This window comes from Streptomyces sp. NPDC001941 (assembly GCF_040296945.1).
Classification (GTDB): domain Bacteria; phylum Actinomycetota; class Actinomycetes; order Streptomycetales; family Streptomycetaceae; genus Streptomyces.
Genome location: NZ_JBEOYE010000034.1, coordinates 31282 through 58015, shown reverse-complemented (window position 1 = coordinate 58015; position 26734 = coordinate 31282). Strand labels below are relative to the sequence as shown.

Genomic DNA, 26734 nt, shown 5'->3' with positions numbered 1-26734 from the left:
GCCGCCAGCCAGCCCCTGACCGTGCACCCGTCGCCTCACCACCGCAGACGGACCCGCCCGCGCCCGCGTACGCATCCGAACCGGCCCGCCCGCCCGAACCCCCGCCCGCGAGCGCTCCCGCGGAGCACGAACCCGTCCCTCCGGGCAGCCGCTGGTACGACGCCGAAGCCGGCCCGCTCGTACGCCCCTACGCGGTGACCGGCGGACGTACCAGACCCGGTCCCAGCAACGTCCGGTTCGACCTCATCGCACTCGTCGCCGTCGACGACAGCGGCCCCGACGACGCCGCGGAAGCGCTGCTCGGCCCCGAACACCGGGCCCTGCTCGCCCTGTGCCGCGCCGAGACCCAGTCCCTGGCCGAACTCGCAGCCGACGCCGACCTGCCCGTCGGAGTCGTACGCGTGCTGCTCGGCGATCTCCTGGAGAGTGGCCACGTCCGCGTGAGCCGACCCGTACCGCCCGCACAGCTACCCGACGAGAAGATCCTGAGGGAAGTCATCGATGGACTCCGAGCGCTATGACGACACCGACGCGGACGACGGCGACTCCTCCTCGCTCGCCTTGAAGATCCTGGTCGCCGGAGGGTTCGGCGTCGGCAAGACCACACTCGTGGGCTCCGTCAGCGAGATACGCCCCCTGCGCACCGAGGAACTGCTCAGCGAAGCCGGACAGACGGTGGACGACCTCGGGGGAGTCGACCAGAAGACCACCACGACCGTCGCCATGGACTTCGGCCGCATCACCATCCGCTCCGGCCTCGCCCTGTACCTGTTCGGCACCCCCGGACAGGACCGCTTCTGGTTCCTGTGGGACGAGCTCTCCCACGGCGCGCTCGGTGCCGTCGTCCTTGCCGACACCCGCCGCCTGGAGGACTGCTTTCCCGCCGTCGACTACTTCGAGCACCGGCGCATCCCGTTCGTCGTCGCCGTCAACTGCTTCCCCGGCGCCCGCACCTACGGCGCCCACGAGGTGTCCCGCGCGCTCGACCTGGACCGCGGCACCCCCGTCGTCCTGTGCGACGCGCGTGACCGCGACTCCGGCAAGGAGGTCCTCATCCGACTGGTCGAGTACGCCGGACGGATCCACACCGCACGCCTGCTGGACTCCGTGAGCTGAACTGCACCCACCGGCCCGCGCGGGGCGGTCCCCCTACCCGGAGACCGCCCCGAAGCCGAGCGCGCCAAACGGAAGGTCAGTCGGAAACGCCCGCCTCCGCCAGCACCTTCTCGATGCGTACCCGTACGAGAAGCTCGCCGGGCACGCCGTTGCGCGCGCCGAACTCCTCCGCACGGTCCTCACCCATGTACCGGCCACCGATACGCGCCGCCCAGCGCCGTACCTCGTCCAGGTCCTCGATCAGCTCCGCACGCCCCTGCAGGGTCACGAACGCGAAAGGCGGCCGGTCATCGTCCACGCACAGGGCCACCCGCCCGTCCCGGGCCAGATTGCGTCCCTTCACCGTGCCCTTGCCGGTGTTGAACACGAAAGCGTCCCCGTCCAGCACGAACCAGATCGGCACCACGTGGGGCCGGCCGTCCTCCCGTACCGTCGCCAGCTTCCCGGTGCGGGTTCCTTCGGAGACGAACGCGCGCCACTGTTCCTCGGTCATTTTCGCCATGCCCCCATCCTGCGCGCAGCCCGCCCGCGGCGCGAAGCGGAACCGCCGCCGGAAGGACTCCTTGCCCTGTCCACGTCAGTGCGTAAGGCTTACGGGAGCACGGGGAACGCGGGGGGACGGGGACCCGCACGAACGGGGAGGAACGAGCATGGCCTTCGACAAGGGACTTGACTGGCTCCTGGACGACCTGACCCAGCGGGTCGAGCACATACGGCACGCCCTGGTCCTGTCCAACGACGGGCTGGTCACCGGCTCGAGCACCGGCCTCGCCAGGGAGGACGCGGAGCACCTCGCCGCGGTCTCCTCCGGCCTGCACAGCCTGGCCCGCGGGTCCGGGCGCCACTTCGGGGCAGGCAAGCCCCGCCAGACCATGGTCGAGTTCGACGAGGCGATGCTCTTCGTGACCGCCGCCGGCGAGGGCAGCTGCCTCTGCGTGCTCAGCGCCGCCGACGCCGACGTCGGGCAGGTCGCGTACGAGATGACTCTGCTGGTCAACCGGGTGGGCGAGCACCTCGGTGTGGCCGCGCGGCAGCCGGGCCGCGCGACGCCGGACTTCTAGCGGGCCGGGCGCCCCGGCGCGGCCGGTGGCACCTGTGGGGCGGGGGTGTGGGCACCCACGGGACGGGGATGAGAACGGGCTCGGGACGCGGGTGAGGATGGGCCGCGGAGCAGGGTGGGGCGGACCACGGCGCGACGGGTCCGGCCCCGCCGAAGCCCGAAATGGCCAGTAATCGCCAAGTTGTCCACAGGCCTGTCGGTCGAACACGGCATCGAGCTACGGTCGTCACCGAGAGTATTCGAACCTCACGGGGGAGGCCGACATGACGGTCAAGCATGCCCAGCAACCACTTGGCGCGAGGAGTTCCATGCCCGCGCCCCAACGCAGCGTAATTCTCGGGCGCGCGGCGCAAGAACTGGCCCTCAAGCGGAGCGAGTTCGACCTCGCGGTCCAGCTGGGCCACGTGCGCACCGTACCCGGGGAAAGAGGGGGGCGCCCCAGAGTCAGCCGCCAGGAGCTCGACCGGCTGCGCGCCGCCCCCGACTTCCCCGACGCGCTGAGGGAACGGGTCCGCGCCGTCGGCACGGCCGAGGCGGCCGCCCTCATCGGCGCCACGCCGGTCCGCTTCACCGCCCTCGCCAAAGCCGGGCTCTTCAGCCCCACCAGCTTCTACCTCAACCGCTACCGGGCCGTGGTCTGGCTCTACCTCGCCGGGGAACTCCGCGAGTTCGCCGCGGCCCGCCCCGAACTCCTCAAGGGCAGGCTCCCCGAGGAGACGCGCCGCGACCTCGCCCTCGGCCAGGACCGGAGGCCGCGCAACTGGCGGGCCCGGCGCCTCGGCCTCCTGCTCCGAGCCTCCGAGGACCCCTGGCAGAGCGCGGCCGCCGTCACCCTGTTCCTGGACCCCGACGACATCGCCGACCTCGTGCCCGACCCGCGCGAGCGCAATCGGCTCGACGCCCTGCGCCCCGGACCGCTGTGCCGCAGGCCGGACTCGCCCAAGGCCCGGGACATCACCGAACGCCTCGTCCTGGTGCAGGACCCGGAGGAAGCGGAGTGGTACCGGGCGAGCCTGACCGGAATGCTGAGGGACGGCCGTACCCGTGAACTCCTCGAGTCCGGCCCCTCCGGCCTGCCCCTGGGGCCAGGCCTGGCGGTCGGTCGCCCCTTCCCGCTGGGCACGACACACGCGGCGAGCTGGATGCCCGTCCCCCGCGTCATGACCGAAGCGAACGCGGACGGCGCCGACTCCTGCGTACCTGTCCGACGACGGCTGAACCCGGGGTCGCACTCCGCCACGGTCGCCCCGGAGCGGGATCACGGCCGTGGGTACGCAGACGACGGCCGACGGCCCTCCGGTCGGCGCCCGCGCAAGGGATGGCTTGCCCGGCTGGGACTGCGCCGCAGGGCGGTGGCGGCACACCGTGAGGAGGCGCCACCGCCCGAACAGGTCAGGGCCTGAGCGCGGCACTGCCCCGGGGGACGACCGAGGCCAGTACGGGGGGCAGCGGGTACCAGTCGGCGGAGACCACGCTGGCGTGCTTCCCGGCCAGCAGGCTGACCCGCTCCCGGGCCTGCGCCTCGGTCGGCCTGGTGCCGTCGATGGCGGGCGCGACGTTGTGCGCGTCGGTCATCACGACCAGGTAGTGCTGACGGTCGTACCAGTCCGTGTCGATCGACCCACCCGCGTACGCGCTCGCGTCTCCGTCGAAGACGACGAACCAGGGACGGATGCTCGCATCGGAGTAGCGGGTGCGCGGATCGCCGGCCTGGGCGTTGTGGACGGCGGGGAAGGCCGCAGTGTCCCGCAGTCGTCCGGCGGCCGCCGAGTCCCGCAGATGCGTGGCGTACTCGCGGTCCGTCCACAGGGTGTCGACCGGATTGCCCTCCTCGACCGTCCCCGGAATGAGTTCGACGACGAACTTCCCGGCCAGTGCCGAGCGGGCGGGCCAGCCGGCGGACCGCACGGCGGTGTCCAGGTCCGAGTGACTGCCCGCCAGGTCGGCCGGCCGGAACAGAGCGTCGCCCAGACGGGTGTTGAGCAGGGCGTCGAGGGCGGCGGGCCCGCGTCCGGTCTTCGCCTGGAAGCCGTCCTTGAGTTCCAGCTTGAGGAGGATCGGGCGGTGCCCGGGGTTCGCGTCGTGCCAGGCCCTGATGTCGGCGAGGCACCCGCCCAGGTCCTGGTTGCGGGACTTGGCGCGCAGCTCGCCCGCGTTCGCCGCGTTCACACAGTTGTTGTCGTTGCCCAGGGGGTTGCTGTGCGAGACCCGCCACGAGCGGCCGAACACATTGGTCCACACGTCCAGTTCCAGCATGCCCGCGCCGGAGTCCAGAGCGTCGGCGAAGTACGGGAACTTCGCCTTCTCGTAGGCGTTGTGCACACCCACCCAGGTCGCCGAGGAGTAGGCGAGCGCCCCGGGATCCGCGGCCACGGCCGCTCCGGGGGCCTGGGCGAAGGCGAACAGTCCGGCCGCGATGGCCGTCACGGCGGTACGCGAAAGCTTCCTCATGGGTCCCCTGTCCTCGTCGGGCGGGCCCGCCAGGAGCCCAAATCGAGCGAACAGTAGGGGAGTTGAGTGAACGATGGGAAGCCTGCGACTGGCCCTGTCCGGTGCGGCTCATGGCGTGACCCTTGCCGCGCGCCGTGCCGTGGGCTGGTGCTCGCGGTTCCTACGCCAGGGAACGGGCCGCCTGGTGCGGTGCGTACACGTACTCGTCGATGATCCCGGGAGCGGCCGCGGCCGCGAACCCGACCGCTTGCTCCGCCGCCATGTCAGGGATGCGGTAGGCGTGCTCGCCCGCCGCGACTGCCGCCGTCAACGTCACCAGCCCGTTGCGCCGGGCGAACGGGGACGTGGTGAACGACCAGGCGGCCACCGCGGAGCACTGCAGTACGAGAGTGTCCCGGCTGAACGTGCCCGAACGCACCACCAGATGCTCTGCGCGCAGCCCATGGCCCAGTGTGCGGTACGCGTCATGCGCCAGCCCGCACACCAGGAGCGACGCCACGGGCGCGTAGACCGCGGCCACCACCAGGAGGAGCGGCGCCAGCGTCACGCCGAGACCGACCAGCGCCACGACAGGAGGCAGCACGGCCCACGACAACCCGCGCTGTACCCGGCGCCACAGTGCGGCGCGGGGGTGACGCGCCAGTCCGGGCCCGTCGAACAGGGCGGGATCACCGCGCAGCGCGCCCGCCGCGACCCGTACGGCGTCACCGCGCGGTGCGGGAGGAAGCAGAGCGCCACGGCTGCGGGCCTCCTCCTCGTCGCCCAGCCCGCCGGCGACGGCCTGGACCATGGCCCCGCCGCCCGCTCGCAGGAGCATCGGCTCCCGCAGCACCGAGCCACGCAGTCGGGCACGTTCGATGGTGACCGAGCGGGTGGTGAGCAGCCCGCGCCGTACCGAGAGGGTGTGGGCGTCGCGCCACTCGGTCCGCAGGCCCCACCAGTTCTCCACGTACAACGCCAGCGAGCCCAGAGCGCCCACGGCCAGTACGGTGAGCAGGAGCGCCGGGACGGTCAGCCACAACGCCGCTGTCCCGAACCGGTCGAAGGCATCGCGGACGAAGCCGGCCCGCCACAGTTCGATACCGAGCCCGTCGAGGATCCGGTACACCGTGCCCATGGCGACTCCCACGCCGCCGATGACCCAGAACGTCAGGGGCGCGTACCGCAGCCAACGCCAGTCGATGCGCGCGAGCGTGCCGTCGTGGGCAGGGCCCGGGGCCCGCCCGGCGCATGCCAGCAGCCGCTGGCGCAGCAGCTGGGCGTCATGGAGCCGCAGGGCGTTGAGGGTGATCTCGGCGGACTCGGCGGCGCCGGCTCGCAGCACGGTCAGGCCGAGCAGCCGGTGCGGCAGGGGAGCGGTCAGATCGACGGTGCGTATGCGCTCCAGGGGCAGGGTGCGCCGACGGGTGCTGAACACGCCGGTGCGCAGGTGCAGGGCGCCATCGGCGATCCGGTAGGTGGTCCGGTTCCAGCGGGCCAGGCCGATCGCCCCGATGGCGGCGAACGCGAGGACGATGCCGCCGAGGGTGATCCAGGCTCGGGTGCCGATCCGCCCGCTGCCGGCCAGGGCGGTGAGCGCTACCGACGCGAGTGGCGGAAGGAGCCAGGAGCAGTGCACCAGCAGTGTCCGGGCGGCGGTACGCCGCCAGGGTGAGGTCGTCGCGCCCTGGCGTGAGGCGCGCGAGGAGGAAGGAGTGCTCATACGGCGTCTCCCGGGACGGTCTGAGCCGCCTCGCCGATCAGGCGGGACAGTGCCTCGGCGGTGGCGTCCGACAGGCCCGAGATCTTGATGTTGCCGGCGGTGGACGCGGTGGTGACGGTGAGGGTGGCCAGTCCGAAGCGGCGCTGCACCGGGCCGCGCACCGTGTCCACGGTCTGGACCCGGGAGAGGGGTGCGATGCGGCGCTTGTGCCAGAACCAGCCGCCGGAGGCGTAGACCGAGTCCTGGCCCAGTTCCCAGGCGTGGACGGCGTAACGGCGGCGCGGCATCAGGAGCTGGTAGGTCAGGGCGGGCGCGATGAGTGTGAGGGCGATCAGTGGGGCCAGCCACGGCAGGGCCCCGGGGAAGAAGAGGACGGAGGACAGGAGCAGGGCGAGGGCGGCCAGCAACAGGGGGCCGCTGACGGTCAGGAACGCTTGGGCGGACCACCAGCGACGGGCACGTGGATCCACGCGGTGGCGGGGGTCGCGTAGCCGAGGAAGGGGGGCGGTGGGCAGGGGCATGTGAGGGTCACCGCTTTTCAAGTCAACTGTATTGGATAGCGATACGTTACAACGGTACAAGTGACTTGCAAAAGAAAGTGAGGTCAGCGGTGCCCAAAAAGGTCGACCACGAAGAACGCCGACAGCAGATCGCCCACGCCCTCTGGCGCATCGCGTCGACCCGGGGACTCGACGACGTCAGCCTCCGCGACGTCGCCGCCGAGGCCGACATCTCCCTGGGGCGCCTGCAGCACTACTTCCGTACCAAGGACGACATGCTGCTCTTCGCCCTCAGGCACATCAACGCCCTCGCCGACACCCGCATCCGCACCAGCATCGAAGAGCTCGCCGCCACCGGCGGCCACCCACCCACTCCGCAGGACATCCTCCGCGCCTGCCTCACCGGCATGCTCCCCATCGACGACAAGAGCCGCACCGGCGCCCTCGTCTCCGCCGCCTACTTCGCCCGCGCCATCCACGACCCCCGCATGCGCACCGACGCTCAGGAAGGCATCCCCCGTCTGGCGGCCTTCTTCGCCGACCAGATCCGCACCGCGCAACAACGCCACGCCATCGACACCACGCGCGACCCCGAAGCGGAAGCCATGCTCCTCATCAGCCTCGCCGACGGCCTCACCGCGTACACCCTCCTCGACGTCCACACACCCGAACGCGCCCTGGAGCTCATGAACCAGCACCTCGACCGCCTCTTCACCCCGGCAACAGCCACATAGCGACCAGGCGCCCCGCCGCGCGAACGATCACGCCACGGCCCAAGGACGCCTCGTCACGCGAACCGACCCGCCACCACCGTTCCCCGCATGCGCCACCGACCCGCACCCGGCACCATGGCCACATGCTGCTGGCCCGCCTCGCCGACGTCTCGCGCCACGTCGCGACCACCCCTGCCCGCACCGGCAAGATCACCGCACTCGCCGAACTCTTCGCGGAGGCCGCACCCGACGAGGCCCCACTCGCCATCGCCTACCTCGCCGGCCGCCTCCCGCAAGGCCGCATCGGCATCGGCTGGAGCACCCTCAAGAACCCGCCACCCCCAGCAGACCAGCCCACCCTCACCATCGCCGACACCGACGCCACCCTCACCGCACTCGCCGCCGTCAACGGCACCGGAGCCCAAGCCGAACGCAAGCGGCTCGTCCACACGCTCATGGCCGCCGCCACCGCCGAAGAACAACAGTTCCTCATCCGGCTCCTCACCGGCGAAGTCCGTCAGGGCGCCCTCGACGCCGTCGCACTCGAAGGCGTCGCCCGGGCGACCAAGACCCCCGCCACCGACGTCCGACGCGCCGTCATGCTCCACGGCTCCCTCCCGGAAGTAGCCCAAGCCCTCCTCGCCGAAGGCCCCAGCGCACTCACCGGCTTCCGGATGCGCGTCGGCCACCCCGTACAGCCGATGCTCGCCCACACGGCCAAGAGCGTCACCGAGGCCGCGGCCACCCTCGCCACCGCCTGCTGCGTCGAAGAGAAGCTCGACGGCATCCGCATCCAGGTGCACCGCGACGGCGATGACGTACGCGTCTACACCCGCTCGCTCGACGACATCACCGACCGCCTCCCCGAAGTCACCGCCCTCGCACGCCAACTGGCAGGGGACCAGCTCATCCTCGACGGGGAAGTCATCGCCCTCGACCCCACCGGAAGGCCCGTCCCCTTCCAGGACATCGCCTCCCGGGTCGGCTCCCGCCTCGACATCGAAACCGCTCGCGCCACCCTCCCCCTCTCACCCGTCTACTTCGACGTCCTCGCCGCCGACGGAGACGTACTCCTCGACCACCCCACCGACCAACGCCACGCCGCGCTCGCCCGCATCGTCCCCGAAGCCCAGCGCGTGCGCCGCACCGTCATCGACGACCCCGCCTCCACCGACCAACTCGCCGCAGCCGAAGCGTTCTTCACCGACACCCTCGCCCGCGGCCACGAAGGCGTACTCGTCAAAGCCCTCGACGCCGCCTACACCGCAGGACGCCGAGGCCGCTCCTGGCTCAAGGTCAAGCCCGTCCACACACTCGACCTGGTCATCACCGCCGCCGAATGGGGCCACGGCCGGCGCACCGGCCTCCTTTCCAACCTCCACCTCGCGGCGCGCGCCGACGACGGCACGTACGTGATGCTCGGCAAGACCTTCAAGGGCCTCACCGACGAGATGCTCCGCTGGCAGACCGACCACCTGCGCGAACTGGCCGTCGAGGAGGACGGGTTCACTGTCCGGGTCCGTCCCGAACTCGTGGTCGAGATCGCCTACGACGGGCTCCAGCGCTCACCCCGCTACCCCGCCGGCGTCACGCTCCGCTTCGCGCGCGTCGTACGCCACCGCCCCGACAAGGCCGCCACCGAAGCCGACACGATCGACACGGTCCTCGCCGCCCACACCCCCACGGGCGCGGACGGCGAGGACGCGTCAACCGACTAGAGCACCGTGGCGCCCCGCCCACCGCGGTGGGCACGCGTCACACCACGGCCCCCGAACCCTCCCGCACCTTCCGCCGAGCCGCACGCGCCGGAGCCTCCCCGTGCTCGTACGGTCGTTCTTCGTTAGACTGGATCAGGTTCCGTCAGGTTCGTGCCGATCGGGTGCCTCCGCAACGGCTTCTCGTCGTGGGGCTGTTCAGACGCCGGTGAGCGCACGATGCTAAGGGGCGCGGTGCCGCGGACGTCTGACGCCGTGTTCCCCGTCCGGGGACCGTCCGACCGGGCCCCGCTGGAGGGCCGCCATGCCGATGCTGCTGATCGAGGGCGTGTACCGGGTCGTGGGTGCCCGCCCGGACGGTGACTCCGTACGGTTCCAGCCCCTCGTTCCGGCCGAGTGGGACCTGGTCCCGGGGCCGCACCGGGTGCGGCGCAACAGTACGGGGGGCGCGCAGCTGCGGCTCGACGGCATCGACACGCTGGAGACCCACTACCGGCCGCCGCACGGCGCGGAGCTGCACCAGCCTCCGCCGTTCGCCGACGCCGCTGCCGCCGAACTCCTGGACTGGCTCGGCTTCTCGCGCCTCGAGCGCGACAGGAACGGGACCATCACCGCCTCCGAGCCGTCCGCCGCGCCCGGTTTCATCCTGACCCGCGGCGCCGACGTCCACGGCCGTTGCGTCGCCATCGTCGGGCGGGGCGGGGCGCCCGGGGCCAGCGGTACGCAGGTGCGGGTCGGGTCCGACCTGCTGCGGCAGACCGCCAACCACCACCAGCTGGCGGCGGGCCTCGCCTACCCCACGTACTACACCAAGCTCTACTACGACCTGCGGGACACCTTGACGACGGCGGTCGAGGAGGCGCGGGCGACCGGGTTCGGGCTGTGGCCGGTGGACACGACGACGTCCGGCGCGAAGATCGACGGCCTGGCTTCGCTGACCGAGGGCATGGTGCTGCTGCCGAAGCTGTTCCGGCGCCTCGCCGACTACCTGGCGCTGGGGGCGGGGGATCCGTCGCTGGCCGGCTTCCGGGCGTTCCTGGCCCAGCGTCCCGACCGGGTGCTCGTGGTGTCCCGGGGGCAGGTCACCCATCTGGACACGCTCGTCGAGGTGGAGGAGCAGACCGTACGTCTGACCCGGCCGCCCGAGGACCTCGTCTTCGACGAGGCCTGATGGCTGCGAGTGGGCGCGACCCCGGGTAGGTAGGGAGTCGCAGGTCAGCGAGGGTTCTGGCCCTTGTTCCGCCCGGGCTTCGGCTCGGGCGGTTCGCTTTCGGGAGCTCTGCACGCGGTGTATGCACCGGGTGTATGCACTGCATGTATACACCGCATGTAGAGTGCCTGTGTATAGAAAGTGCTGCCCCCCGAAAGTCAGGAATCACCCATGCCCTGGAAGCTCCGCCATGCCCCGAAGGTCCTCCCCGGTGGGCGTGCGCGTCGCCGGATGCCGGTCCTCTCCGTCGTGGCGGCGCTCACCCTCGGTGTCGCGCTGAGCGGCTGCTCCAGCGACCGCGTCAGCCCCGAGGACGCGCGTGCCGCGGCGACCACGCAGGCCAAGAACGCGGACGTCGGCCCCGTCGACTGCCGCAAGGCCAAGTGCATCGCGCTGACCTTCGACGCGGGGCCGGGAAAGGACACCCCGCAGCTGCTGGACACCCTCAAGAAGGAGAAGGTGCCGGCGACGTTCTTCCTCCTCGGCAAGAACCACGTTGTGCGCTACCCGCAGGTGGTCCGCCGCATCGCCGCCGAAGGGCACGAACTTGCCAACCACACCTGGACCCACGGGATACTCACCGACCTGGACCGCGACGAGATACGCACCGAGCTGTCCCGCACCCAGGACGCGGTCGAGAAGCTCACCGGCCGTCGCCCGACGCTGATGCGTCCGCCCCAGGGGCGTACCAACGACACGGTCTCCGAGGTCAGCCGTGAGCTCGGCCTCGCCCAGGTCCTGTGGAGCGTCACGGCGAAGGACTACTCCACCACCGACTCCGCGCTCATCAAGAAGCGCGTCCTGGACCAGGCGAAGCCGGACGGCATCATCCTGCTCCACGACATCTACGACGGCACCGTCCCCGCCGTCCCCGGGATCATCGCCGAGCTCAAGGCGCGCGGCTTCACCTTCGTGACCGTGCCCCAGCTGCTCGCCCCCGGAAAGGCCGAGCCCGGCAAGGTCTACAAGCCCTGAGAGGCCGCAGCCGACCGGATCCGGCGCGGTGGGTGAGGTGACTCACACCGGTTCTTCCGGATGTGAGGGAACGCTGGCGAATGGTTTACCGTTCATACATATGTGGCCGTCGGTGACGATCCCCCGGCCCTCACGAACGGCCCCGGCTGGAATCCCCCGTCCAGTCGGGGCTCCGTGTTCTCCACGCCGCCCGGCCGCCCTCGCTAGGCTCGGTCGGATGACGAACCCCCTCGTGACCGCGATCGCCGAGGGACGCGCGCCGCTCGCCGCGCTCGCCGCCCTCGCCATGGAACAGCGCCACGTCATCCCCGCCGACCGCACCTCCTTCCGGCACCTCGCCCGGCGTTCCTCGGGCGGCGTGGAGTACGTCGCCTTCTTCGACTTCTTCGGGCGGCCCGCACCGGAACTGGAGCGGCTGACGCGTTCGGCGCTGGAGGCCGGGGTGGCGCGGGGGCGGGTCACGGAGGCGGCCCCGCGTTACCAAAGCCTCCTCGGTACGTACGAGTCGATGTTCTGGGAGACCCTCGCGGGCGTCGGCCGGGAGCAGTAGCGCCCTCAGCCGCAGATGTAGATCGGGCCGAACCAGGGCCGGCAGGTGGGGGGTTGGGGGCCTGGGTCGGGGTCGGGGTCAGGGTCAGGATCCGGGTCGGGGGCTGTGGTGGGGGGTGCAGGGTCCGGGTCGGGGGTGGGGACTGGATCCGGGGTGGGGTCCGGGTCCGGGGTTGGGGGTTCGAGTGGGGTCACTGGGGTCACCGGGGTGACCGGTGTGGTGGGGGCGGTCGGTTCGGTCGGTTCGGTGGGCGGGGGAGTTGCCGGAGAAGGGTCGACCTGGTCCGCAGGCCTCTCCGGCCTCTCCGGCTTCACCGGTTCCGTCGGCTTCGACGGTTCGACCGGGGTGGGGCTTGTCGTCTCCGGGCTCGGGTCGGGGGCGGGCGTGGCTTCGGACCTCGGTTCCTCCGACGGGTCCCGTGGCTTCGGCAGATCCACTCGCTCCGGCGGAGTCGGTTGCCCCGCGGGCGCCTCCTGCGGCGCTTCCCGTACGGGTGCTCCTACGGCCTCTGCCTGCTCCTGAGTCGCATCCCGTACGGGCGCCGGTGCCGATTCCCGTACGTCTCCGGAAGTCCCCGCCGACGCCGGGCCCGCCCCAGTCCCCGTCCCGTCGCCCGTCCCCTCCGCTTCCTCCGCGCGCACGGCGGGCGCGCTCTGTGAGGTGGCCGGCGGCGTTGCCGTACCGCCGACTCGGCCGCCACCGCCGTCACCCCCACCGGCGCCACCCCCGCCGCCCGCCAGGACCAGGCCCGCCGCCACCGCGGCCGCCGTGACCGAGGTCGCCACCGTGCCCGCCAGGACCGCCGGGGCCTTCGCGGCGCCGGTGAGCAGGTGGCGCACCGCCCCGCCCCCGTGCCCGGTCGCGCCCGTGGCCGCCGCGCCCGCGCCGCCCGCCACCGCCGTCAGGTACTTCGCCGTGCCGCCCAGGGCCAGGACCAGCAGCGCCGGGCCCGTGAGGGCGGGCAGGCGGTGGTTGGCGCGGGTGAGCAGGGCCAGGCGGGCCCGGCAGTCCGCGCAGTCGTCGAGGTGGCCGAGCAGCGAACGGGACTGCCGGGCCGAGTCCTCTCCCCGTACGTGCGCGGGCATCCGGTCCCAGTGCGCGGCGCACGCCGGGTCCTCCGGCTGCCCCGGGTGGGCGCGCAGGAACGCCTGGCGCATCCCCTCGCGGGCGCGGTGCAGCAGCACCGCCGTGGCGCCCCGGCCGGTGCCTATGCCCCGGCCCACTTCCTCCAGCGGCCGGTCCTCGGCCTCGGCCAGCCACAGCGCCTTCACCCAGCGCTCGGGCAGCTGGCCCAGGACGCGCGCGAGGAGGTCGACCGAGGCGATCCGGCCGCCGGGGTCGGTGTCGCTGCCCGTCCCCGCGTGGACGGGCGGCGCGTCCGGCCAGGTGGCCGTGGGCTCGCGGGGCGTCTCGCGGTTGGTGGTGCCCACGGTGGTGGCGAGGTTGCGGACGGTGGTCGTCAGATAGGCGGGTACGTCGTCGACGGCGTGCCCGGCGGAGAGGCGGCGCCAGACGCGGAAGTGGGCCTCGGCGGCCAGGTCCTCGGCGAGCCAGGGGTCGCCGGTGAGGGAGCGCGCGTACGCGACGAGCCGGGGGTGGTGTTCCTCGTACACGCGCGCGTAGGCGCTGGCGGAGGCAGGTGCGGCGGCGGGGCCGTCGGGCATGGAGAACTCTCCCGTCCCAGGGTTCGGGCCCGTGCGCGGCGGTGCGTCGCGGGGGACCCACCGGTCGCGGGCGAGCCGGGGTGCGATCGGCGGCCACTGCGGCGGGCCGGGCGATTTACGCAGCCTAGGTAGAGAATGTCCGACCTGTGGCGCGATGGTGACACAGGTCACACCGATCCCTCGCGAAACGCCGTAATGGGGACGTCTCCCTCCGGGTCATACGGGTGTAGGCGCAAGCGCGAGCAGAGGAGCCGACCGTGTCCATCACGTCCCTCACCGTCGAACAGCAGATCAGAGCCCGCCTCGTCACGGCCGAGGAGTGGGCGACGGAGATCATCGCCGTGCTCCGCTACGACACCGGCGACCCGCTGGCCGTCACGTTCGTCTTCCCCGCCGAGGTCTCCCTCGACGGCCGCCCCGTCACCTGGTCCTTCTCCCGCGAACTGCTCGACGCCGGGCTGCGCGCTTCCGTCGGGGACGGTGACGTGCACCTGTGGCCGTGCGGCCGCGCGCAGACCGTCCTGGAGCTGCACTCCCCGCAGGGCGTCGCCGTCATCCAGTTCGACAGCTCCCGGCTCCGCCGCTTCCTGCGCCGCTCGTACACCGCCGTGCCCTCCGGCGGAGAGGACCTCGGACCGGACGTGGAGCGGGGGCTCGCCAACCTCTTCGGCACGGTCTGAGGCCAGGGCGGTCTGGGGCCAGGGCGGTCTGAGGCACGGCACGGTCTGAGGCGTGGGCCGCGGGGTCGGGGTGACAAGTCGGCCGCCCATCCGGGCTGTTGGTGGCCGATGGTCGCCCCCCGGTGCCCGGCGCTAATGAATTGATCACCGTGCGATCCGTTCGGCATGATGCCCGCGTGACCTCAAGCACCGCGCCCGCCGCACCCGTCCAGGCCCTCCTCCTCGTCGACCTCCAGTCCGCCTTCGTCCACGGCGAGGGCGCCGTGCCGCACGCCGAGGAGCTCGTGGCGCACGCGCGCGACCTGCTCCAACGCGCGCGTGCCGCAGGAGCGTTCGTCGTGCACCTGCAGAACGACGGGCCCGAGGGCGCCGACGACGAGACGGGTACGCCCGGCTGGGAGCTGCACCTTCCGGTGCGCGAGGGGGCGCGCGAGCACGTGGTGCGCAAGGAGGAGGACGACGGCTTCGCGGGCACCCGGCTGCGCTCCCTGCTCGACGACGCCGGGGTGGGCGCCCTCGCGGTGTGCGGCGTGATGTCGGAGATGTGCGTGTCGGCGACGGCCCGCACCGCGTTGCGCCTGGACTACCGGGTGGTCGTGCCGCACGACGCGCACGGGACGTACGACGTGCCCGCCGCCGAGGGGATCGCGCCGCTCGTCCCGGCCCGCACGGTGTCGCGGGTCGCCGAATGGGCGCTGGGCGACCGGGCGGAGGTCGTGGCGCGGGCGGCGGACGTGACGTTCGAGGCGGTGGCAACCGCCCCTGCGACGGCGACAACCGCCCCTGCGACGGACACCACTCCTGCGACGGCGGTGGCTCCCGCCCCTGCCTCGGACAGCGCCCCGGACAGCGCCCCCGTGGTGACCGACGGCGGTGCGGTCTGAGCCGTACCGCCGGAACGGGCACGGTCGTCCCGCCCTTCCCCCGCGACCGGCGCGTGCCATGACGTCCTCCGCCCCTGCCTACGATGCGGTCATGCTCGCCTACGCCCTCGCGGCCTTCTTCCTGGTGCTCTTCGCCATCGGGGCACTTCGGGACCGCCGCCGTTTCAGCAACGCCGTGTACCTGGGCCTCGCCGCCGTCTTCGTGGCCCTGGCCGCGGTCGGTGACGTGGTCGCCCACACGCCCTTCGGCCTGGGCACCTGGGTGGTCGTGGCGGTGCTCGTTCTGCTCGCGCTCGGCGTGCTGGTGCTCGCCGGCTTCCTGGTGGCCAACGGCGTGAAGATGGTCCGCAAGGAGGGCCGCCGGCCCGCCAACCTGCTGTCGGGCCTCGCCGGTCTTGGCATCTTCGGGGTGGTGGCGCTGCTGGTGGCCGCGCTGAGCGTGCACTCGCGGGCCCTGACGATCGTGGCGGGCACCACGCTCCTGGTCGTCGGGTACGTGTCGTTCCTCTTCCTCTGCTTCGTCGGGTACGCGTTCCTGTACGGCAGGCTCCGCATCCGGCGCGACGCGGACTTCGTGGTGGTGCTCGGCTCCGGCCTGTCCGGGGGCTCGAAGGTGCCGCCGCTGCTCGCCAGCAGGCTGGACCGGGGGCGCCAGGTGTTCGAGAAGCTCGCGGTGCGCGGCAACGAACCGGTGCTGATCACCTCGGGCGGGCAGGGGCCGGACGAACTGCTCCCGGAGTCGCACGCGATGGCGGACTACCTGACGGCGCGCGGCTTCCCGGCCGACCGGGTGCTGCGCGAGGACCGGTCCCGTACGACGGAGGAGAACCTGGCGTTCAGCCGGGACATCATGGAGCGGGAGCGGCCCGGGGCGGCGTGCGTGGTGGTCACGAACAACTACCACGCCTTCCGGGCGGCGTTGATGTCGCGCCGGGCGGGCGTGGACGGGCAGGTGGTGGGCGCGCCGACGGCCGCGTACTTCTGGCCCAGCGCGACCATCCGCGAGTTCGCGGCCGTCTTCCTCGCCTACAAGTGGATCAACCTCGGGACCTGCCTGGCGCTGACGCTGCTGGGCGCGGCGGCCTGGTGGGGGATCGAGTAGGGAGCGGGCGGGGTGTCCAAGTAGCGCGTACGAGTAAGGCGTACGGACGGGGCGCGGGGTCGCCGGTGGTTCCGGCCGGCGGCCCCGCGCCCCTTGGCGTGCCCGTGGGGGTGTCGGTTACTTCAGGCCGGAGTCGAGTGCTCCCATCAGGGTGCCGCCCGGGGTGTCGCCGGACATCTCCCAGACGAACGCGCCCAGCAGGTTGCGGTTCTTGACGTACGGGGTCTTCTTCCCGATCGACCACGGGTCGTCGAACGTCCACCACTGGCCGCCGGCGCCGGTGTAGCCGTAGGTGGAGACGGACTGCTCGTCGTGGTAGACGGTCATGCCGGGCACGTTCGCCAGGAGGTTGGCGTAGCCGCGGGTGCCGGCCTCCTCGGGGAACTGGCCGGGGGCGGCGCCGTCGGCGTCCTGCCACTCGCCGTGCGCGCCACCGTCGGCGACGCTCTTCCAGCCGCGCCCGTAGAAGGGGAAGCCCACCGTGATCTTGCGCGGGTTGACGCCCGCGTCGAGGTAGGCCCGGACGGCCGCGTCGATGCTGAAGTGGAAGGAGTACGGGTCCTGGGCGTCGGTGTAGAGGCTGGAGCCGTGGCCGGTGCGCTTGGGCTCCCAGGAGTTGTCGCTGCCCGCGCCGTGGAAGTCGTACCCCTGCACCATCGCGTAGTCCAGCGAGGAGAAGATCTTCGTGAGGTCCCAGCCCGCGGCGATCTTCGCGGGGTCGGCGGGGGTGAAGGCGGTCAGCAGGCGGTGCGGTCCGCCCAGTTCGTCGAGCTGTTTGCGGAACTCGGCGAGCAGGGCGGTGAGGTTGGCCTTGTCGGCCGTGGCGTAGTGGTTGCCGGGGTGGCCCTCGGCGCCCGGCCACTCCCAGTCGATGTCGATGCCGTCGAAGACGCCCGCGCCGGTGCCGGGGCCGCCCGCGCCGTTGTAGGCGGGCAGGTTGCCCTTGATCCACACGTCGATGCAGGAGGAGACGAACTTCTTGCGGGAGGCGTCGGTGGCGGCGGCGTCGGAGAAGAACTTGGAGTACGTCCAGCCGCCGATGGACACGACGAACTTCAGTTTGGGGTACTTGGCCTTGAGCTTCTTGATCTGGTTGAAGTTGCCGCGCAGCTTGCCCCAGCCGTCGTCGGCGACCCCGTCGACGGACTGGGCGGCCGAGAAGGGCCGCGCGTAGTCGGCGTCCGCGTCGCCCGCGCCGGTGCCCTCGTCGGGGTCCTGCGGGTTGCCGCTGACGCCCTTGGTGACCCCTGCCTGGCAGGTGAGGTTCTTCGGGTCGATGTTCTCGAAGGCGTAGTTGACGACGTCGAGCTTGGCGGCGGCGCCCGAGGTGTCGAGGTTCTTGATGAAGTACTGGCGGCCGTAGATGCCCCACTGCGCGAAGTAGCCGGCCTTGAGGTACTTCCCGGCGCCGACCAGGTCGTCGGTGGTGACGGAGAGGGAGTTGGAGGCGGGCGAGGTGTTGTCGGCGGCGTCCCTGGCCCTGACGGTGAACGCGTACGTGGTGGCGGGGGACAGGCCGTCGACGACGGCGGTCGTCGCGCTCGCCGGGACGGTCCTGGCGAGCGCGCCGTCGCGGTACACGTCGTAGGCGACCACGCCCTGGTTGTCGGTGGCGGCGCCCCAGGCCAGGCTCACGCTCGTGGAACTCTTCGCCGTGGAGCGCAGGTCGGCGGGCGCGGTCGGCGGGACGGGGTCGCCCGCCGGGTCGACGGTGGTCACGGCGAGCGCGGGCCCGGCCGGGCCGGTGGTGCCGCGGGTGTCCTTGGCGCGTACGGAGAAGCTGTACGCGGTCGCGGGGGTCAGGCCCGTCACGGTGGCCGAGGTGGTCGTGCTGCCGGCGACCACGGCGCCGCTCCCGTTGAGCACGTCGTAGGAGGCGACCGGGTGGTCGCCCGGGCTCGCGGCGGTCCAGGTCAGCGACACCGTGCGGGCGGTGACGGCGGTGGCGGCCGGCTTCCCGGGCGCCGAGGGCGGCACGTCGGGGGTGCCGTCGCACTTGTCGCCGTTGACGGTGCAGCCGGTGGGGGTGCCCAGCGGGCCGGAGGCGACGAACCAGTAGCTGTAGGGCTCGGTGGTGCCGCCCGCCGGGACGGTGGCGTTGTAGTAGGCGTTCTTCACGGTGACGTGGCGGCCGTTGACGGTCGCGTCGCCGTTGTAGTGCCCGCTGACGGTGACCCCGGCGGGCAGGTCGAACTCCAGGGTCCAGCCGGTGACGGCGGCGGAGGTGGTGTTGCGTACGACGTACGTCCCCTTCCACCAGGAGCCGTTGTCCTGCGTGGAGAACGCGGCCGTCAGGGCGTTGGGCGCGGCCTGGGCCGGGGTGGGGGCGAGGGCCGTGAGCGCGGCCAGGGGCAGGAGCAGGGCCGCGAGCAGGGCGAGGAGGTGGGGGCGTCGCCGTGGGGGTGTGGTGGTGCGGTCGGAGCTCTTGCCGGTGGGGCTTCCAGCGAGTCTTGCAGTGGGTATTGAGGTGAGTCTCGAGGTGATTCTTGAGGCGAGCTTTCCGGTGGGTCTTCCAGCGGGCCTTCTGGTGGGTCTTCCGGTGGGTCTTCCCGTGCGCTCGTTCATTGGTTCTCCCTGTGGGGGCCGGGGGATGGAACAGGGCCGCGCAGAACCAGTGCCGCCGACGCGCCGGGCGTGCCGCGTGGGCCGACGATGCGCAACGTAGAAGGTCTGGACCAATCGGTCAACGGTCGTGACACGCCGTACGCCCCGGCCGGGCACGCCGTACGCTCCGGGGCATGGTCCACGTACTCAGCAGCCGCGTCCTGATCCGGCCCCGTGACCCCGAGCGCTCCCGCGCCTTCTACGGCGACGCCCTCGGGCTCGCCGTCTACCGGGAGTTCGGCACCGGGCCCGAGCGCGGCACCGTCTACTTCCTCGGCGGCGGGTTCCTGGAGGTCGCCGGGCGCTCCGACGGCTCCGCGTCCGCCGTCACCCAGCTCTGGCTCCAGGTCGCCGACGTGCGCGCCGCGCACGAGGAGTTCACCGCCCGGGGCGTCACCGTCCTGCGGGAGCCCCGGCAGGAGCCGTGGGGGCTGGTCGAGATGTGGATCGAGGACCCGGACGGCATCCGCATCGCCGTCGTCGAGGTGCCGGAGGAGCACCCCCTGCGCTACCGGCCCTGATGTCGGGGGCCGGCGCTGCTTGCCCTGATGCCGCCCTGACACCCGGTCGGTCCGTCACCCCTGCGCCACCAGCCCCGAGGCCCGGGAGCGGGGCGGTTCAGGCGCCCGTCGTCGACCCCGGTCGTACGATCATCAGCACCGTCACCGCCGCCCACAGCAGGTTGAACACCCCCGTGAACATCGCGAGCCGCGGCGCCAGCCGTTCGGCCGCCGCGGCCCCCGGATCCGCCACCGCCAGCTCCTGGCGCGGCAGCACCAGCGCGCCCAGGACCACCGCGGCCAGCAGCGTCAGCACGATCGACGCGATCAGCCACGCGTCGCCGAGCACCCCCATGTGCAGGCCGGTCGCGAACCCGAACACCGGGACCGCCACGCCGACGACCGCGTAGACCCGGCAGACGCGGTGCAGCACCAGCAGCGTCGACCGCGCGTCGCCGCTTCCGGCCGCCAGGCCCTCCGCCGTCAGGCCCCCGCCCTCCGTCGCCGGACCCACGCCCCCTTCGGCGCGGGCGCGGCGCAGGGCGGGCGGGAACATGCTGGCCGCCACGGCGACCGGGCCGACCGTGAGGATGGCGGCCAGGACGTGGATCGAGAGCAGGAGCTTGGTCATGGTCACCGACCGTAAGCGGGGTGCGCGCCCGGGACCAGTGGCGATAGTGACGTACTTCAACGGATTACCGCCAGCCGCCAGGGGCGCGCCTTTCACCGCTCCCACCTGCCAGGACGGGTTCCGTACCGCCTCGCACGCCGCCCCGCGCCCCACTACATTGGCGCCATGCACACCGTCGCGATCCTCGCCCTGGACGACGTGATCCCGTTCGACCTGTCCACCCCGCTCCAGGCCTTCGGGATGTGCGTGCTGCCCGACGGGCGGGCCGCCTACCGGGTGCGCGTCTGCGCGGCCGGGCGCCGGGTGTCCGCCGGGGCCTTCACCATCGAGGCGCCCCACGGGCTCGACGCGCTCGCCGACGCCGACACCATCGTGGTGCCCGGCACGGCCTCCGACGAGCAGTCGCCGCCCGCGCCCGAGGTGCTGGACGCCCTGCGGTCGGCCGCCGCGGCCGGGACCCGGATCGCGTCCATCTGCGTCGGCACGTTCACCCTGGCCGCGGCCGGCCTCCTCGACGGGCTGCGGGCCACCACCCACTGGCTGGCCGCGCCCCACCTCGCCGAGCGCTACCCGGCCGTCGAGGTGGACGCGGACGTCCTCTACGTCGACAACGGGCAGGTCCTGACCTCCGCCGGGGCGGCCGCCGGGCTCGACCTGTGCCTGCACATGATCCGCCGCGACCACGGCTCCGCCGTCGCGGCGCACGCCGCCCGGCTCTCCGTGATGCCGCTCGAACGCGAGGGCGGGCAGGCGCAGTTCATCGTGCACGACCAGCCGCCGAGCCCGCAGGGCTCCGCCCTGGAGCCGGTCCTGCGCTGGATGGAGGACAACGCGGGCCGCGACCTCACCCTCGACGAGATCGCCGCCCGCGCCGGTACCAGCCCGCGCACCCTGCTGCGGCGCTTTCGCGAGCAGACCGGCACCACGCCGCTGCAGTGGCTGCACCGGGCCAGGGTGCGCAGGGCCCAGTACCTCCTGGAGACCACCGAGCACTCCGTGGAACGCATCGCCGCCCAGGCCGGGTTCGGCTCGCCCACCGCCTTCCGCGACCGCTTCAAGCGGGTCACCGGGGTCAGCCCCCGGGCCTACCGCCGCGCCTTCCACTGACCGCGGCGCCCCGGGCCCGCACTTCCTCGGGCCGCGACCTTCCACGGGCCCGCACTTCCTCGGCCCCGCGTCCTTCCACGGGTCCCGCGTCCTCCAGGGTCCCTCGCGCTTCCCCGGGTCCGTCGTCCTTCCCCGGGCCCCTTGCTTGCCTCCGGCACCCGGCGTGGGCGAGGATCACCCGGGGCCCGCGGCGATCAGGGCGCGCGGCGCACACCAGCCGAAGGGGATGTACGCATGACCGGGACCGGGCCGCGCAGCTCGCGGATCGACACGAGCAAGCCGCACCCCGCGCGCGTGTACGACTGGTACCTGGGCGGCAAGGACAACTACCCCGTCGACGAGGAACTCGGCCGCCAGATCCTGTCGTTGGACGGGCGCGCCCAGCAGGTCGCGCGGAGCAACCGCGCGTTCATGCACCGGGTCACCCGCTGGCTGGCCGGGACGGCCGGCGTCCGCCAGTTCCTCGACATCGGCACCGGCATCCCCACCGAGCCCAACCTGCACCAGATCGCCCAGTCCGTCGCGCCGGACGCCCGCGTCGTCTACACCGACAACGACCCGATCGTCCTCACCCACGCCGAGGCCCTGCTGCGCAGCACCCCCGAGGGTGCCACGCACTACGTGCAGGCCGATGTGCGCGAGCCGGAGCGGATCGTCGAACAGGCCGCCTCCGTCCTGGACTTCGACCGCCCCATCGCCCTGTCGCTGGTCGCGCTGCTGCACTTCGTGGGCGACGAGGACGGCGCGTACGAACTCGTCGCCCGGCTCGTCGACGCCCTGCCCTCCGGCAGCCACCTGGTCCTCTCCCAGCTCACCGGCGACTTCGACCCGGTCTCCACGCAGCGCGGCGTGGAGATGTACAAGGCCGGGGGAGTCACCCTGGCGCCGCGCACGAAGGCCGAGGTCACCCGCTTCTTCGACGGTCTCGAACTGGTCGCGCCCGGCCTGGTGACGCTGCCCGAGTGGCACGCCGAGCTGGGCGACGAGCACGTCTTCGCCGAGGACCTGCCCATCCCGCTGTACGCGGGCGTGGCGCGCAAGCCGTAAGGCCGTAGGGGCCTGGCGCGTCCTATCCTCGTACCACCGGGATCTCGCCCGGCGGGTTGAAGACCAGGGACGGCGGCGGTGCGGGCGCCGGGGCCGCGGGGTCCGGCGCCAGGCGCGGGAAGCGGGTGAACAGGGCCCGCAGCGCGACCTGCCCCTCCAGGCGGGCCAGCGTCGCGCCCACGCAGTAGTGCAGGCCGTGGCCGAAGGCGAGTTGACGGGTGACGGGGCGGCGGACGTCGAAGCGGTCCGCGCCTTCTCCGTAGATCTCGGGATCGCGTCCGAAGGAGATGTACGACAGGACCAGCGGGTCGCCCTCGCGCACCAGTGTCCCTGCCAGCTCCACGTCGTACACGGCGTATCGGAAGGGGAAGTTGGCGACCGGCGGGTCCCAGCGCAGGGTCTCCTCGACGGCGCTCGACCACGGCGCGCCGCCCGTGCGCAGCAGGGCGAGCTGCTCGGGGTGGGCCAGGAGCGCCCGGACTGCGTTGCCCAGCAGATTGACGGTGGTCTCGTGCCCGGCCACGATCAACAGCAGCAGGGTGTCGACGAGTTCACTCTCCGTCAGACGGCCCGTCGCAGGGTCGTCCCCGTCCCCGGGCCCGTCTCCGTACTCGTCCCCGTTCTCGTCGTGCAGGGTTACCAGCGCGGTGGTCAGGTCGTCGGCGGGGAAGCGGCGCTTGTGGTCGGCGAGTCGCGCCAGCGCGTCCCGCAGCGCCCGGTGGACCCGGGGTGCTTCGTCGGGGGCGGCCGGTGCGCCGAAGAGCTGGTCGCACAACTCGCCCAGGAGGGGCACCTGTTCGCCTGGCACGCCGAGCAGTTCGCAGACGATCCGCACCGGCAGCGGGTGGGCGAAGCGGGCGCGCAGGTCGAACGACTCGTCCGGCCCCGACGCGGCCACCTCGTCCAGGAGTTCATGGGCGATGCGGTCCACGTGCGGGGCGAGGGCCTCGACGCGCGCGGGGGTGAGGGCGCGGGCCACCGGGCGGCGCAGCCTGCGGTGGTCGGCCCCGGTGGCCGTGGTCATGTTGGCGACGGTGAGGAACGGCAGCAGCGGCCAGTCGGCGGGTACCTCGCCGCGCCGCCAGGCGCCCCAGGCGAGCGGTGACTTGACGAACCCCGGGTCGGACAGGACCCGCATCCCCACGTCGTGGCGGGTGACGAGCCAGGCGGGGACGCCGCCGGGCAGTTCCACGGCGACGACCGGCCCCGCCGCGCGCATCCGCGCCGCCTCGGCGTGCGGTCCGTCCTGACGGGCGCCGAGCGGGATCCGGGCCGCGCTGGTGAGGTCCACCGGCTCAGCGTAGGGCACGGCGCCCACGACCGCTCCCGTTCATCGCGGGCGCGGCAACTCCTTTGCCAGGCAGGGGAGTTGGGTTCAGCGCTTCCACTCGTGGGCGAGCGTCGCGTACACGTACTCGCTGCCCCAGCGCTCCCCGTCCAGGTCGTTCTCGACCAGATGTGCCTCGCGGCGCATGCCCAGGCGCTCGCACACCCCGACGGAGCCCGTGTTGAGCACGTCGAGCCGGGCGAACACGCGGTGCGCGCCGAGCGCGTCGAAGGCCAGCGAGACGACGGCCCGTGCCGCCTCGGTGGCGTACCCGCGCCCGCCCGCGTCCGGGTGGAACGTCCAGCCGGCCTCCACCTGCCGGGCCCGGGCGTCCGCGAGCTTGAGCGAGACCTCGCCGAGGACCCCGGGCTCCCCGGTCCGGCACACGGCGAGCGCCAGGCTGTCGCCGTTCTCCGTCCACGCCACCCCGGCCGCGCGCCGCTCCAGGGTCCGCGCGCACTCCTCGCGGTCGAGCGGCGGGCGGTACAGGTAGCGGGCCACGTCGGGCAGGGACTGGTACGCGTACAGGTCATCGGCGTCGTCGGTGGTGAAGAGCCGCAGCGTGAGGCGGTCGGTCGCCAGGGGCAGCGCGAGCGTGGTCATGGAGGTTCCTCCCCGTGGTCCGCGGCCGGCGGTCGCTCCCGTCCGGGCGTCCGCGGGCGTGATTCGGACGCATGATCCGGACGAACCGACCCTAGCGAGGCGCGGGGGCGCGGTCACCCGAGTATCGGGCGCCCGGCGCCCCGCCTCCGGAGCGCGGTGTTCCGGACGTCGGTGTGGAGGGCGCCCGGCCAGAGGCGGAAGCCCCCGGCCGCCGGGTCCATCGGCGGGCCGGGGCGGGCGCCGCGCGTGTCAGTGTGTGGGCAGCGTCGTGCGCAGCCGGTACCGCTCGCCGCTGTACTCGACCGTCGACAGCAGCGCGGGGCGCTGGTCGCGGGTGTAGATGGTCTGGTCGAGCAGCAGCACGGGCGCGCCCGTCTCGATGCTCAGGTGTCCGGCGAGCAGCGGGTCGGCGACGCGCGCCTCGATGGTGGCCTCGGAGCGGTCCAGCTCGACGCCGCGCTCGCGCAGCTCCCCGAAGAGCGAGGCGACGGCGAAGTCGACGTCGGCCAGGCCGGGGGCCAGGTCCGCGGGCAGGACGGTGCGGTCGACGGCGATGCGCACGTCGTTGAGCAGGCGCACGCGCTCCAGGCGCAGCAGCGGTGTGCCGGCCGGTACGTCCAGGCGCTCGGCGTCGTCCAGCGGCGCGGGCGCGACCTCGCGCAGCAGGACCAGGGAGCTGGGCCGCATGTGCTTGCGGCGCGCGGTGGCGGTGAACGACTCCAGGTCGTGCGGCCACTCGCGGGCGGAGGCGGCCTCGGCGACGAACCAGCCACGGCCGTGCGAGGCGGTGACCACGCCGCGTTCGACGAGGTGCGCCAGCGCCTTGCGCAGGGTGACGCGCGAGACGTCGAGCTGGGTGCACAGTTCGCGCTCCGGAGGCAGCTTGCCGCCGGGGGAGAGGCGTCCCTGCGCGATGTCGTCGGCGATCCGGTCGGCGGTCTGGGCCCACAGCGGATCGGAGCTCTTCGTACGCATGCGGAATCCTCCCGTGGTGAGCCTGGAGCATACCACTTACTACCACTCATTACCGCTGCGAAACGGGCACTGGTGTGCGCTGGAGCGCCCTGGTGGTGGCGTGTGGGCGCTGTCGGTAGTCCACTTCGCGGGCCACCTAAGACCACAATTGACCAAATGCATACCACTGCATACCATCGGGGCCGTGGCGCTCGGACGCCACGACCCCTCAGTGCGATGGAGGAACGAGGATGAGTACGGCCACGGCTTCGAAGAAGAAGCGCGGCGCGGGCGGCCAGGGCGGTGTGATGTCGGTGCTCCAGCGCATCGGCCGCAGCCTGATGCTGCCGGTCGCCGTGCTGCCCGCGGCGGCGATCCTGGTGCGCCTCGGCGGCCAGGACCTCCTCGGGCGCGAGGCCTTCCCCGAGATCGTCCGCAAGCTGGGCATCGTCCTCGCGGCGGGCGGCCAGACGGTCTTCGACAACCTGCCGCTGCTCTTCGCGATCGGCGTCGCCATCGGCTTCGCCCGCAAGGCGGACGGCTCCACCGCGCTCGCCGCCGCCGTCGGCTACCTGGTCTTCAAGGCCGTGCTCGCCAGCCCCGCCTTCCCCAAGGGCCCCGACGGCGAACCGCTGGACGCCAAGGTCCTCGGCGGCATCGTGATGGGCCTGATCGTGGCACTGCTCTACCAGCGCTTCAGCCGCACCAAGCTCCCCGAGTGGCTGGGCTTCTTCGGCGGGCGCCGCCTGGTGCCCATCCTGAGCGCCTTCGCGGGCGTCGTCGCCGGAATCGTCTTCGGCGTCGTCTGGCCCACCGTGGGCAACTGGTTCTTCCACTTCGGCGAGTGGCTCATCGGCACCGGCGCCTGGGGCGCGGGCCTGTTCGGCCTGGTCGTGCGCGCCCTGATCCCGATCGGCATGCACCACTTCTTCTCGGTCTACCCGTGGTTCGAGGCCGGCTCCTTCGTCAACCCGCACACCGGCGCCGAGGTCCACGGCGACATCGCCCGCTTCCTGGCCGGCGACCCCTCGGCCGGGCAGTTCATGACCGGCGGCTTCCCGATCTACATGTTCGCGCTGCCCGCCGCGGCCCTGGCGATCGCCCACACCGCGCGCCCCGAGAACCGCACCATGATCCGCGGCATGATGATCTCGGTCGCGCTGACCTCGTTCGTCACCGGCGTCACCGAGCCCATCGAGTTCAGCTTCATGTTCGTCGCGCCGGTGCTGTACGCCATCCACGCGGTGCTGTTCGGCATCTCGATGGCCGTCTGCTACGCGCTCGGCATCCGCGACGGCTTCGGCTTCTCCTCCGGCGCCATCGACTACGTCGTCAACTTCGGGATCGCGACCAAGCCGCTGCTGCTCATCCCGATCGGCCTGGCCTTCGCGGCGATCTACTACACGCTCTTCCGGTTCGCCATCGTCAAGTTCAACCTGCCCACCCCGGGCCGGGAGCCGGTGGAGCAGCCGGAGGCGAAGGACGCCCCGGACACCGCCGACAGCGAGCCGACCGCCGTGGCGGACGCCGCGTCCGGGGCGCGGGGCGCCGCGGCCGGTGTCCCGGAGCCTCGGGCCGCGGGAGCACCCACCGGTACCCCGGACGCCTGACGCGCGGCCCCGCGCGACCCGTCACCCCC

At 72.7% G+C, this 26734-nt stretch carries 26 protein-coding genes; 16 read left to right on the top strand and 10 right to left on the bottom strand.

The annotated features are described in order from the left end of the window. Positions 1-194: 194 nt before the first annotated feature. Complete coding sequence (locus ABT160_RS22745; protein WP_351649563.1) at positions 195-521, top strand: DUF742 domain-containing protein; 327 nt, start codon at positions 195-197, stop codon at positions 519-521. Further along, complete coding sequence (locus ABT160_RS22740; protein WP_351649562.1) at positions 502-1116, top strand: GTP-binding protein; 615 nt, start codon at positions 502-504, stop codon at positions 1114-1116. The genes ABT160_RS22745 and ABT160_RS22740 overlap by 20 nt, the downstream gene beginning before the upstream one ends. A gap of 76 nt (positions 1117-1192) precedes the next feature. Here the strand turns inward: ABT160_RS22740 and ABT160_RS22735 are convergent, their stop codons facing one another. After that, positions 1193-1618, bottom strand: coding sequence for a PPOX class F420-dependent oxidoreductase (locus tag ABT160_RS22735; protein ID WP_351649561.1), 426 nt, complete (start codon positions 1616-1618; stop codon positions 1193-1195). Positions 1619-1766: 148 nt separating this feature from the next. Between ABT160_RS22735 and ABT160_RS22730 the strand changes: the two genes are divergently transcribed. Continuing rightward, complete coding sequence (locus ABT160_RS22730) at positions 1767-2177, top strand: roadblock/LC7 domain-containing protein (RefSeq protein WP_351649560.1); 411 nt, start codon at positions 1767-1769, stop codon at positions 2175-2177. Between the two features lie 307 nt (positions 2178-2484). Further along, positions 2485-3579, top strand: coding sequence for a DUF6397 family protein (locus ABT160_RS22725; protein WP_351649559.1), 1095 nt, complete (start codon positions 2485-2487; stop codon positions 3577-3579). Here the strand turns inward: ABT160_RS22725 and ABT160_RS22720 are convergent. The 3 genes from ABT160_RS22720 to ABT160_RS22710 form a co-directional block, all read right to left on the bottom strand. Further along, positions 3569-4627 carry a phosphatidylinositol-specific phospholipase C domain-containing protein gene (locus ABT160_RS22720; RefSeq protein ID WP_351649558.1) on the bottom strand — a complete coding sequence of 353 codons (1059 nt, stop codon included), beginning with the start codon at positions 4625-4627 and terminating at the stop codon, positions 3569-3571. The genes ABT160_RS22725 and ABT160_RS22720 overlap by 11 nt on opposite strands. Positions 4628-4787: 160 nt before the next feature. Then, complete coding sequence (locus ABT160_RS22715; RefSeq protein WP_351649557.1) at positions 4788-6329, bottom strand: PH domain-containing protein; 1542 nt, start codon at positions 6327-6329, stop codon at positions 4788-4790. Further along, complete coding sequence (locus ABT160_RS22710) at positions 6326-6850, bottom strand: PH domain-containing protein (protein ID WP_351649556.1); 525 nt, start codon at positions 6848-6850, stop codon at positions 6326-6328. Before ABT160_RS22710 ends, ABT160_RS22715 begins: the two co-directional genes overlap by 4 nt. Before the next feature lie 89 nt (positions 6851-6939). Here ABT160_RS22710 and ABT160_RS22705 point away from each other — a divergent pair, with 89 nt between their 5' ends. The 5 genes from ABT160_RS22705 to ABT160_RS22685 all read left to right on the top strand — a co-directional run bounded on the left by ABT160_RS22705 (position 6940) and on the right by ABT160_RS22685 (position 11992). Then, positions 6940-7563 (top strand): TetR/AcrR family transcriptional regulator, encoded by a 624-nt coding sequence (locus ABT160_RS22705; protein ID WP_351649555.1) that lies wholly within the window; start codon positions 6940-6942, stop codon positions 7561-7563. Between the two features lie 122 nt (positions 7564-7685). Then, complete coding sequence (locus ABT160_RS22700) at positions 7686-9260, top strand: ATP-dependent DNA ligase (RefSeq protein WP_351649554.1); 1575 nt, start codon at positions 7686-7688, stop codon at positions 9258-9260. Between the two features lie 301 nt (positions 9261-9561). Next, on the top strand, positions 9562-10428 hold the full coding sequence (locus tag ABT160_RS22695) for a nuclease (protein WP_351649553.1): 867 nt from the start codon (positions 9562-9564) through the stop codon (positions 10426-10428). Between the two features lie 270 nt (positions 10429-10698). Continuing rightward, complete coding sequence (locus ABT160_RS22690; protein WP_351649593.1) at positions 10699-11442, top strand: polysaccharide deacetylase family protein; 744 nt, start codon at positions 10699-10701, stop codon at positions 11440-11442. Between the two features lie 217 nt (positions 11443-11659). Then, positions 11660-11992 carry a hypothetical protein gene (locus tag ABT160_RS22685; protein ID WP_351649552.1) on the top strand — a complete coding sequence of 111 codons (333 nt, stop codon included), beginning with the start codon at positions 11660-11662 and terminating at the stop codon, positions 11990-11992. Between the two features lie 5 nt (positions 11993-11997). On the opposite strand, the gene ABT160_RS22680 is transcribed toward ABT160_RS22685, so the two are convergent. Beyond that, positions 11998-13656, bottom strand: a complete 1659-nt coding sequence (locus tag ABT160_RS22680) for a sigma factor (RefSeq protein ID WP_351649551.1) — start codon at positions 13654-13656, stop codon at positions 11998-12000. A 257-nt stretch (positions 13657-13913) separates the two neighbouring features. On the opposite strand from ABT160_RS22680, the gene ABT160_RS22675 reads away from it, so the two are divergent. The 3 genes from ABT160_RS22675 to ABT160_RS22665 all read left to right on the top strand — a co-directional run bounded on the left by ABT160_RS22675 (position 13914) and on the right by ABT160_RS22665 (position 16322). Then, positions 13914-14336, top strand: coding sequence for an SsgA family sporulation/cell division regulator (locus ABT160_RS22675; RefSeq protein WP_351649550.1), 423 nt, complete (start codon positions 13914-13916; stop codon positions 14334-14336). Positions 14337-14512: 176 nt separating this feature from the next. Beyond that, on the top strand, positions 14513-15220 hold the full coding sequence (locus ABT160_RS22670; RefSeq protein ID WP_351649549.1) for an isochorismatase family protein: 708 nt from the start codon (positions 14513-14515) through the stop codon (positions 15218-15220). 91 nt (positions 15221-15311) lie between these two features. Then, the gene (locus ABT160_RS22665) at positions 15312-16322 is read left to right on the top strand and encodes a YdcF family protein (RefSeq protein WP_351649548.1); all 1011 of its coding nucleotides are present in this window, start codon (positions 15312-15314) and stop codon (positions 16320-16322) included. Between the two features lie 117 nt (positions 16323-16439). Here ABT160_RS22665 and ABT160_RS22660 read toward each other — a convergent pair whose 3' ends face one another. Beyond that, positions 16440-18887, bottom strand: a complete 2448-nt coding sequence (locus ABT160_RS22660) for a glycosyl hydrolase family 18 protein (protein ID WP_351649547.1) — start codon at positions 18885-18887, stop codon at positions 16440-16442. A gap of 173 nt (positions 18888-19060) precedes the next feature. On the opposite strand from ABT160_RS22660, the gene ABT160_RS22655 reads away from it, so the two are divergent. Beyond that, the gene (locus ABT160_RS22655) at positions 19061-19447 is read left to right on the top strand and encodes a VOC family protein (protein WP_351649546.1); all 387 of its coding nucleotides are present in this window, start codon (positions 19061-19063) and stop codon (positions 19445-19447) included. Between the two features lie 97 nt (positions 19448-19544). On the opposite strand, the gene ABT160_RS22650 is transcribed toward ABT160_RS22655, so the two are convergent. Next, positions 19545-20057, bottom strand: a complete 513-nt coding sequence (locus ABT160_RS22650) for a hypothetical protein (protein ID WP_351649545.1) — start codon at positions 20055-20057, stop codon at positions 19545-19547. Positions 20058-20222: 165 nt separating this feature from the next. On the opposite strand from ABT160_RS22650, the gene ABT160_RS22645 reads away from it, so the two are divergent. After that, on the top strand, positions 20223-21164 hold the full coding sequence (locus ABT160_RS22645; protein ID WP_351649544.1) for a GlxA family transcriptional regulator: 942 nt from the start codon (positions 20223-20225) through the stop codon (positions 21162-21164). 234 nt (positions 21165-21398) lie between these two features. Then, entirely contained in the window at positions 21399-22211 is an 813-nt protein-coding gene (locus ABT160_RS22640) for an SAM-dependent methyltransferase (protein ID WP_351649543.1), read from the top strand. 22 nt (positions 22212-22233) lie between these two features. On the opposite strand, the gene ABT160_RS22635 is transcribed toward ABT160_RS22640, so the two are convergent. From ABT160_RS22635 to ABT160_RS22625, 3 genes are all read right to left on the bottom strand, one after another. Next, the gene (locus ABT160_RS22635; protein ID WP_351649542.1) at positions 22234-23502 is read right to left on the bottom strand and encodes a cytochrome P450 family protein; all 1269 of its coding nucleotides are present in this window, start codon (positions 23500-23502) and stop codon (positions 22234-22236) included. Between the two features lie 84 nt (positions 23503-23586). Further along, entirely contained in the window at positions 23587-24141 is a 555-nt protein-coding gene (locus ABT160_RS22630) for a GNAT family N-acetyltransferase (protein ID WP_351649541.1), read from the bottom strand. A gap of 249 nt (positions 24142-24390) precedes the next feature. Beyond that, on the bottom strand, positions 24391-25116 hold the full coding sequence (locus tag ABT160_RS22625; protein ID WP_351649540.1) for a GntR family transcriptional regulator: 726 nt from the start codon (positions 25114-25116) through the stop codon (positions 24391-24393). 230 nt (positions 25117-25346) lie between these two features. Between ABT160_RS22625 and ABT160_RS22620 the strand changes: the two genes are divergently transcribed. Further along, complete coding sequence (locus ABT160_RS22620) at positions 25347-26705, top strand: PTS transporter subunit EIIC (RefSeq protein ID WP_351649539.1); 1359 nt, start codon at positions 25347-25349, stop codon at positions 26703-26705. The last annotated feature ends 29 nt before the right edge of the window (positions 26706-26734 follow it).

Excerpts from the sequence above, each read along its gene's own strand:
- ABT160_RS22740 (WP_351649562.1), top strand. The coding sequence starts at position 502 with ATGGACTCCGAGCGCTATGACGACACCGACGCGGACGACGGCGACTCC.
- ABT160_RS22735 (WP_351649561.1), bottom strand. The coding sequence starts at position 1,618 with ATGGCGAAAATGACCGAGGAACAGTGGCGCGCGTTCGTCTCCGAAGGA.
- ABT160_RS22730 (WP_351649560.1), top strand. The coding sequence starts at position 1,767 with ATGGCCTTCGACAAGGGACTTGACTGGCTCCTGGACGACCTGACCCAG.
- ABT160_RS22725 (WP_351649559.1), top strand. The coding sequence starts at position 2,485 with ATGCCCGCGCCCCAACGCAGCGTAATTCTCGGGCGCGCGGCGCAAGAA.
- ABT160_RS22720 (WP_351649558.1), bottom strand. The coding sequence starts at position 4,627 with ATGAGGAAGCTTTCGCGTACCGCCGTGACGGCCATCGCGGCCGGACTG.
- ABT160_RS22715 (WP_351649557.1), bottom strand. The coding sequence starts at position 6,329 with ATGAGCACTCCTTCCTCCTCGCGCGCCTCACGCCAGGGCGCGACGACC.
- ABT160_RS22710 (WP_351649556.1), bottom strand. The coding sequence starts at position 6,850 with ATGCCCCTGCCCACCGCCCCCCTTCCTCGGCTACGCGACCCCCGCCAC.
- ABT160_RS22700 (WP_351649554.1), top strand. The coding sequence starts at position 7,686 with ATGCTGCTGGCCCGCCTCGCCGACGTCTCGCGCCACGTCGCGACCACC.
- ABT160_RS22695 (WP_351649553.1), top strand. The coding sequence starts at position 9,562 with ATGCCGATGCTGCTGATCGAGGGCGTGTACCGGGTCGTGGGTGCCCGC.
- ABT160_RS22690 (WP_351649593.1), top strand. The coding sequence starts at position 10,699 with ATGCCGGTCCTCTCCGTCGTGGCGGCGCTCACCCTCGGTGTCGCGCTG.
- ABT160_RS22685 (WP_351649552.1), top strand. The coding sequence starts at position 11,660 with ATGACGAACCCCCTCGTGACCGCGATCGCCGAGGGACGCGCGCCGCTC.
- ABT160_RS22680 (WP_351649551.1), bottom strand. The coding sequence starts at position 13,656 with ATGCCCGACGGCCCCGCCGCCGCACCTGCCTCCGCCAGCGCCTACGCG.
- ABT160_RS22665 (WP_351649548.1), top strand. The coding sequence starts at position 15,312 with ATGCTCGCCTACGCCCTCGCGGCCTTCTTCCTGGTGCTCTTCGCCATC.
- ABT160_RS22660 (WP_351649547.1), bottom strand. The coding sequence starts at position 18,887 with ATGAACGAGCGCACGGGAAGACCCACCGGAAGACCCACCAGAAGGCCC.
- ABT160_RS22655 (WP_351649546.1), top strand. The coding sequence starts at position 19,061 with ATGGTCCACGTACTCAGCAGCCGCGTCCTGATCCGGCCCCGTGACCCC.
- ABT160_RS22650 (WP_351649545.1), bottom strand. The coding sequence starts at position 20,057 with ATGACCAAGCTCCTGCTCTCGATCCACGTCCTGGCCGCCATCCTCACG.
- ABT160_RS22645 (WP_351649544.1), top strand. The coding sequence starts at position 20,223 with ATGCACACCGTCGCGATCCTCGCCCTGGACGACGTGATCCCGTTCGAC.
- ABT160_RS22640 (WP_351649543.1), top strand. The coding sequence starts at position 21,399 with ATGACCGGGACCGGGCCGCGCAGCTCGCGGATCGACACGAGCAAGCCG.
- ABT160_RS22630 (WP_351649541.1), bottom strand. The coding sequence starts at position 24,141 with ATGACCACGCTCGCGCTGCCCCTGGCGACCGACCGCCTCACGCTGCGG.
- ABT160_RS22625 (WP_351649540.1), bottom strand. The coding sequence starts at position 25,116 with ATGCGTACGAAGAGCTCCGATCCGCTGTGGGCCCAGACCGCCGACCGG.
- ABT160_RS22620 (WP_351649539.1), top strand. The coding sequence starts at position 25,347 with ATGAGTACGGCCACGGCTTCGAAGAAGAAGCGCGGCGCGGGCGGCCAG.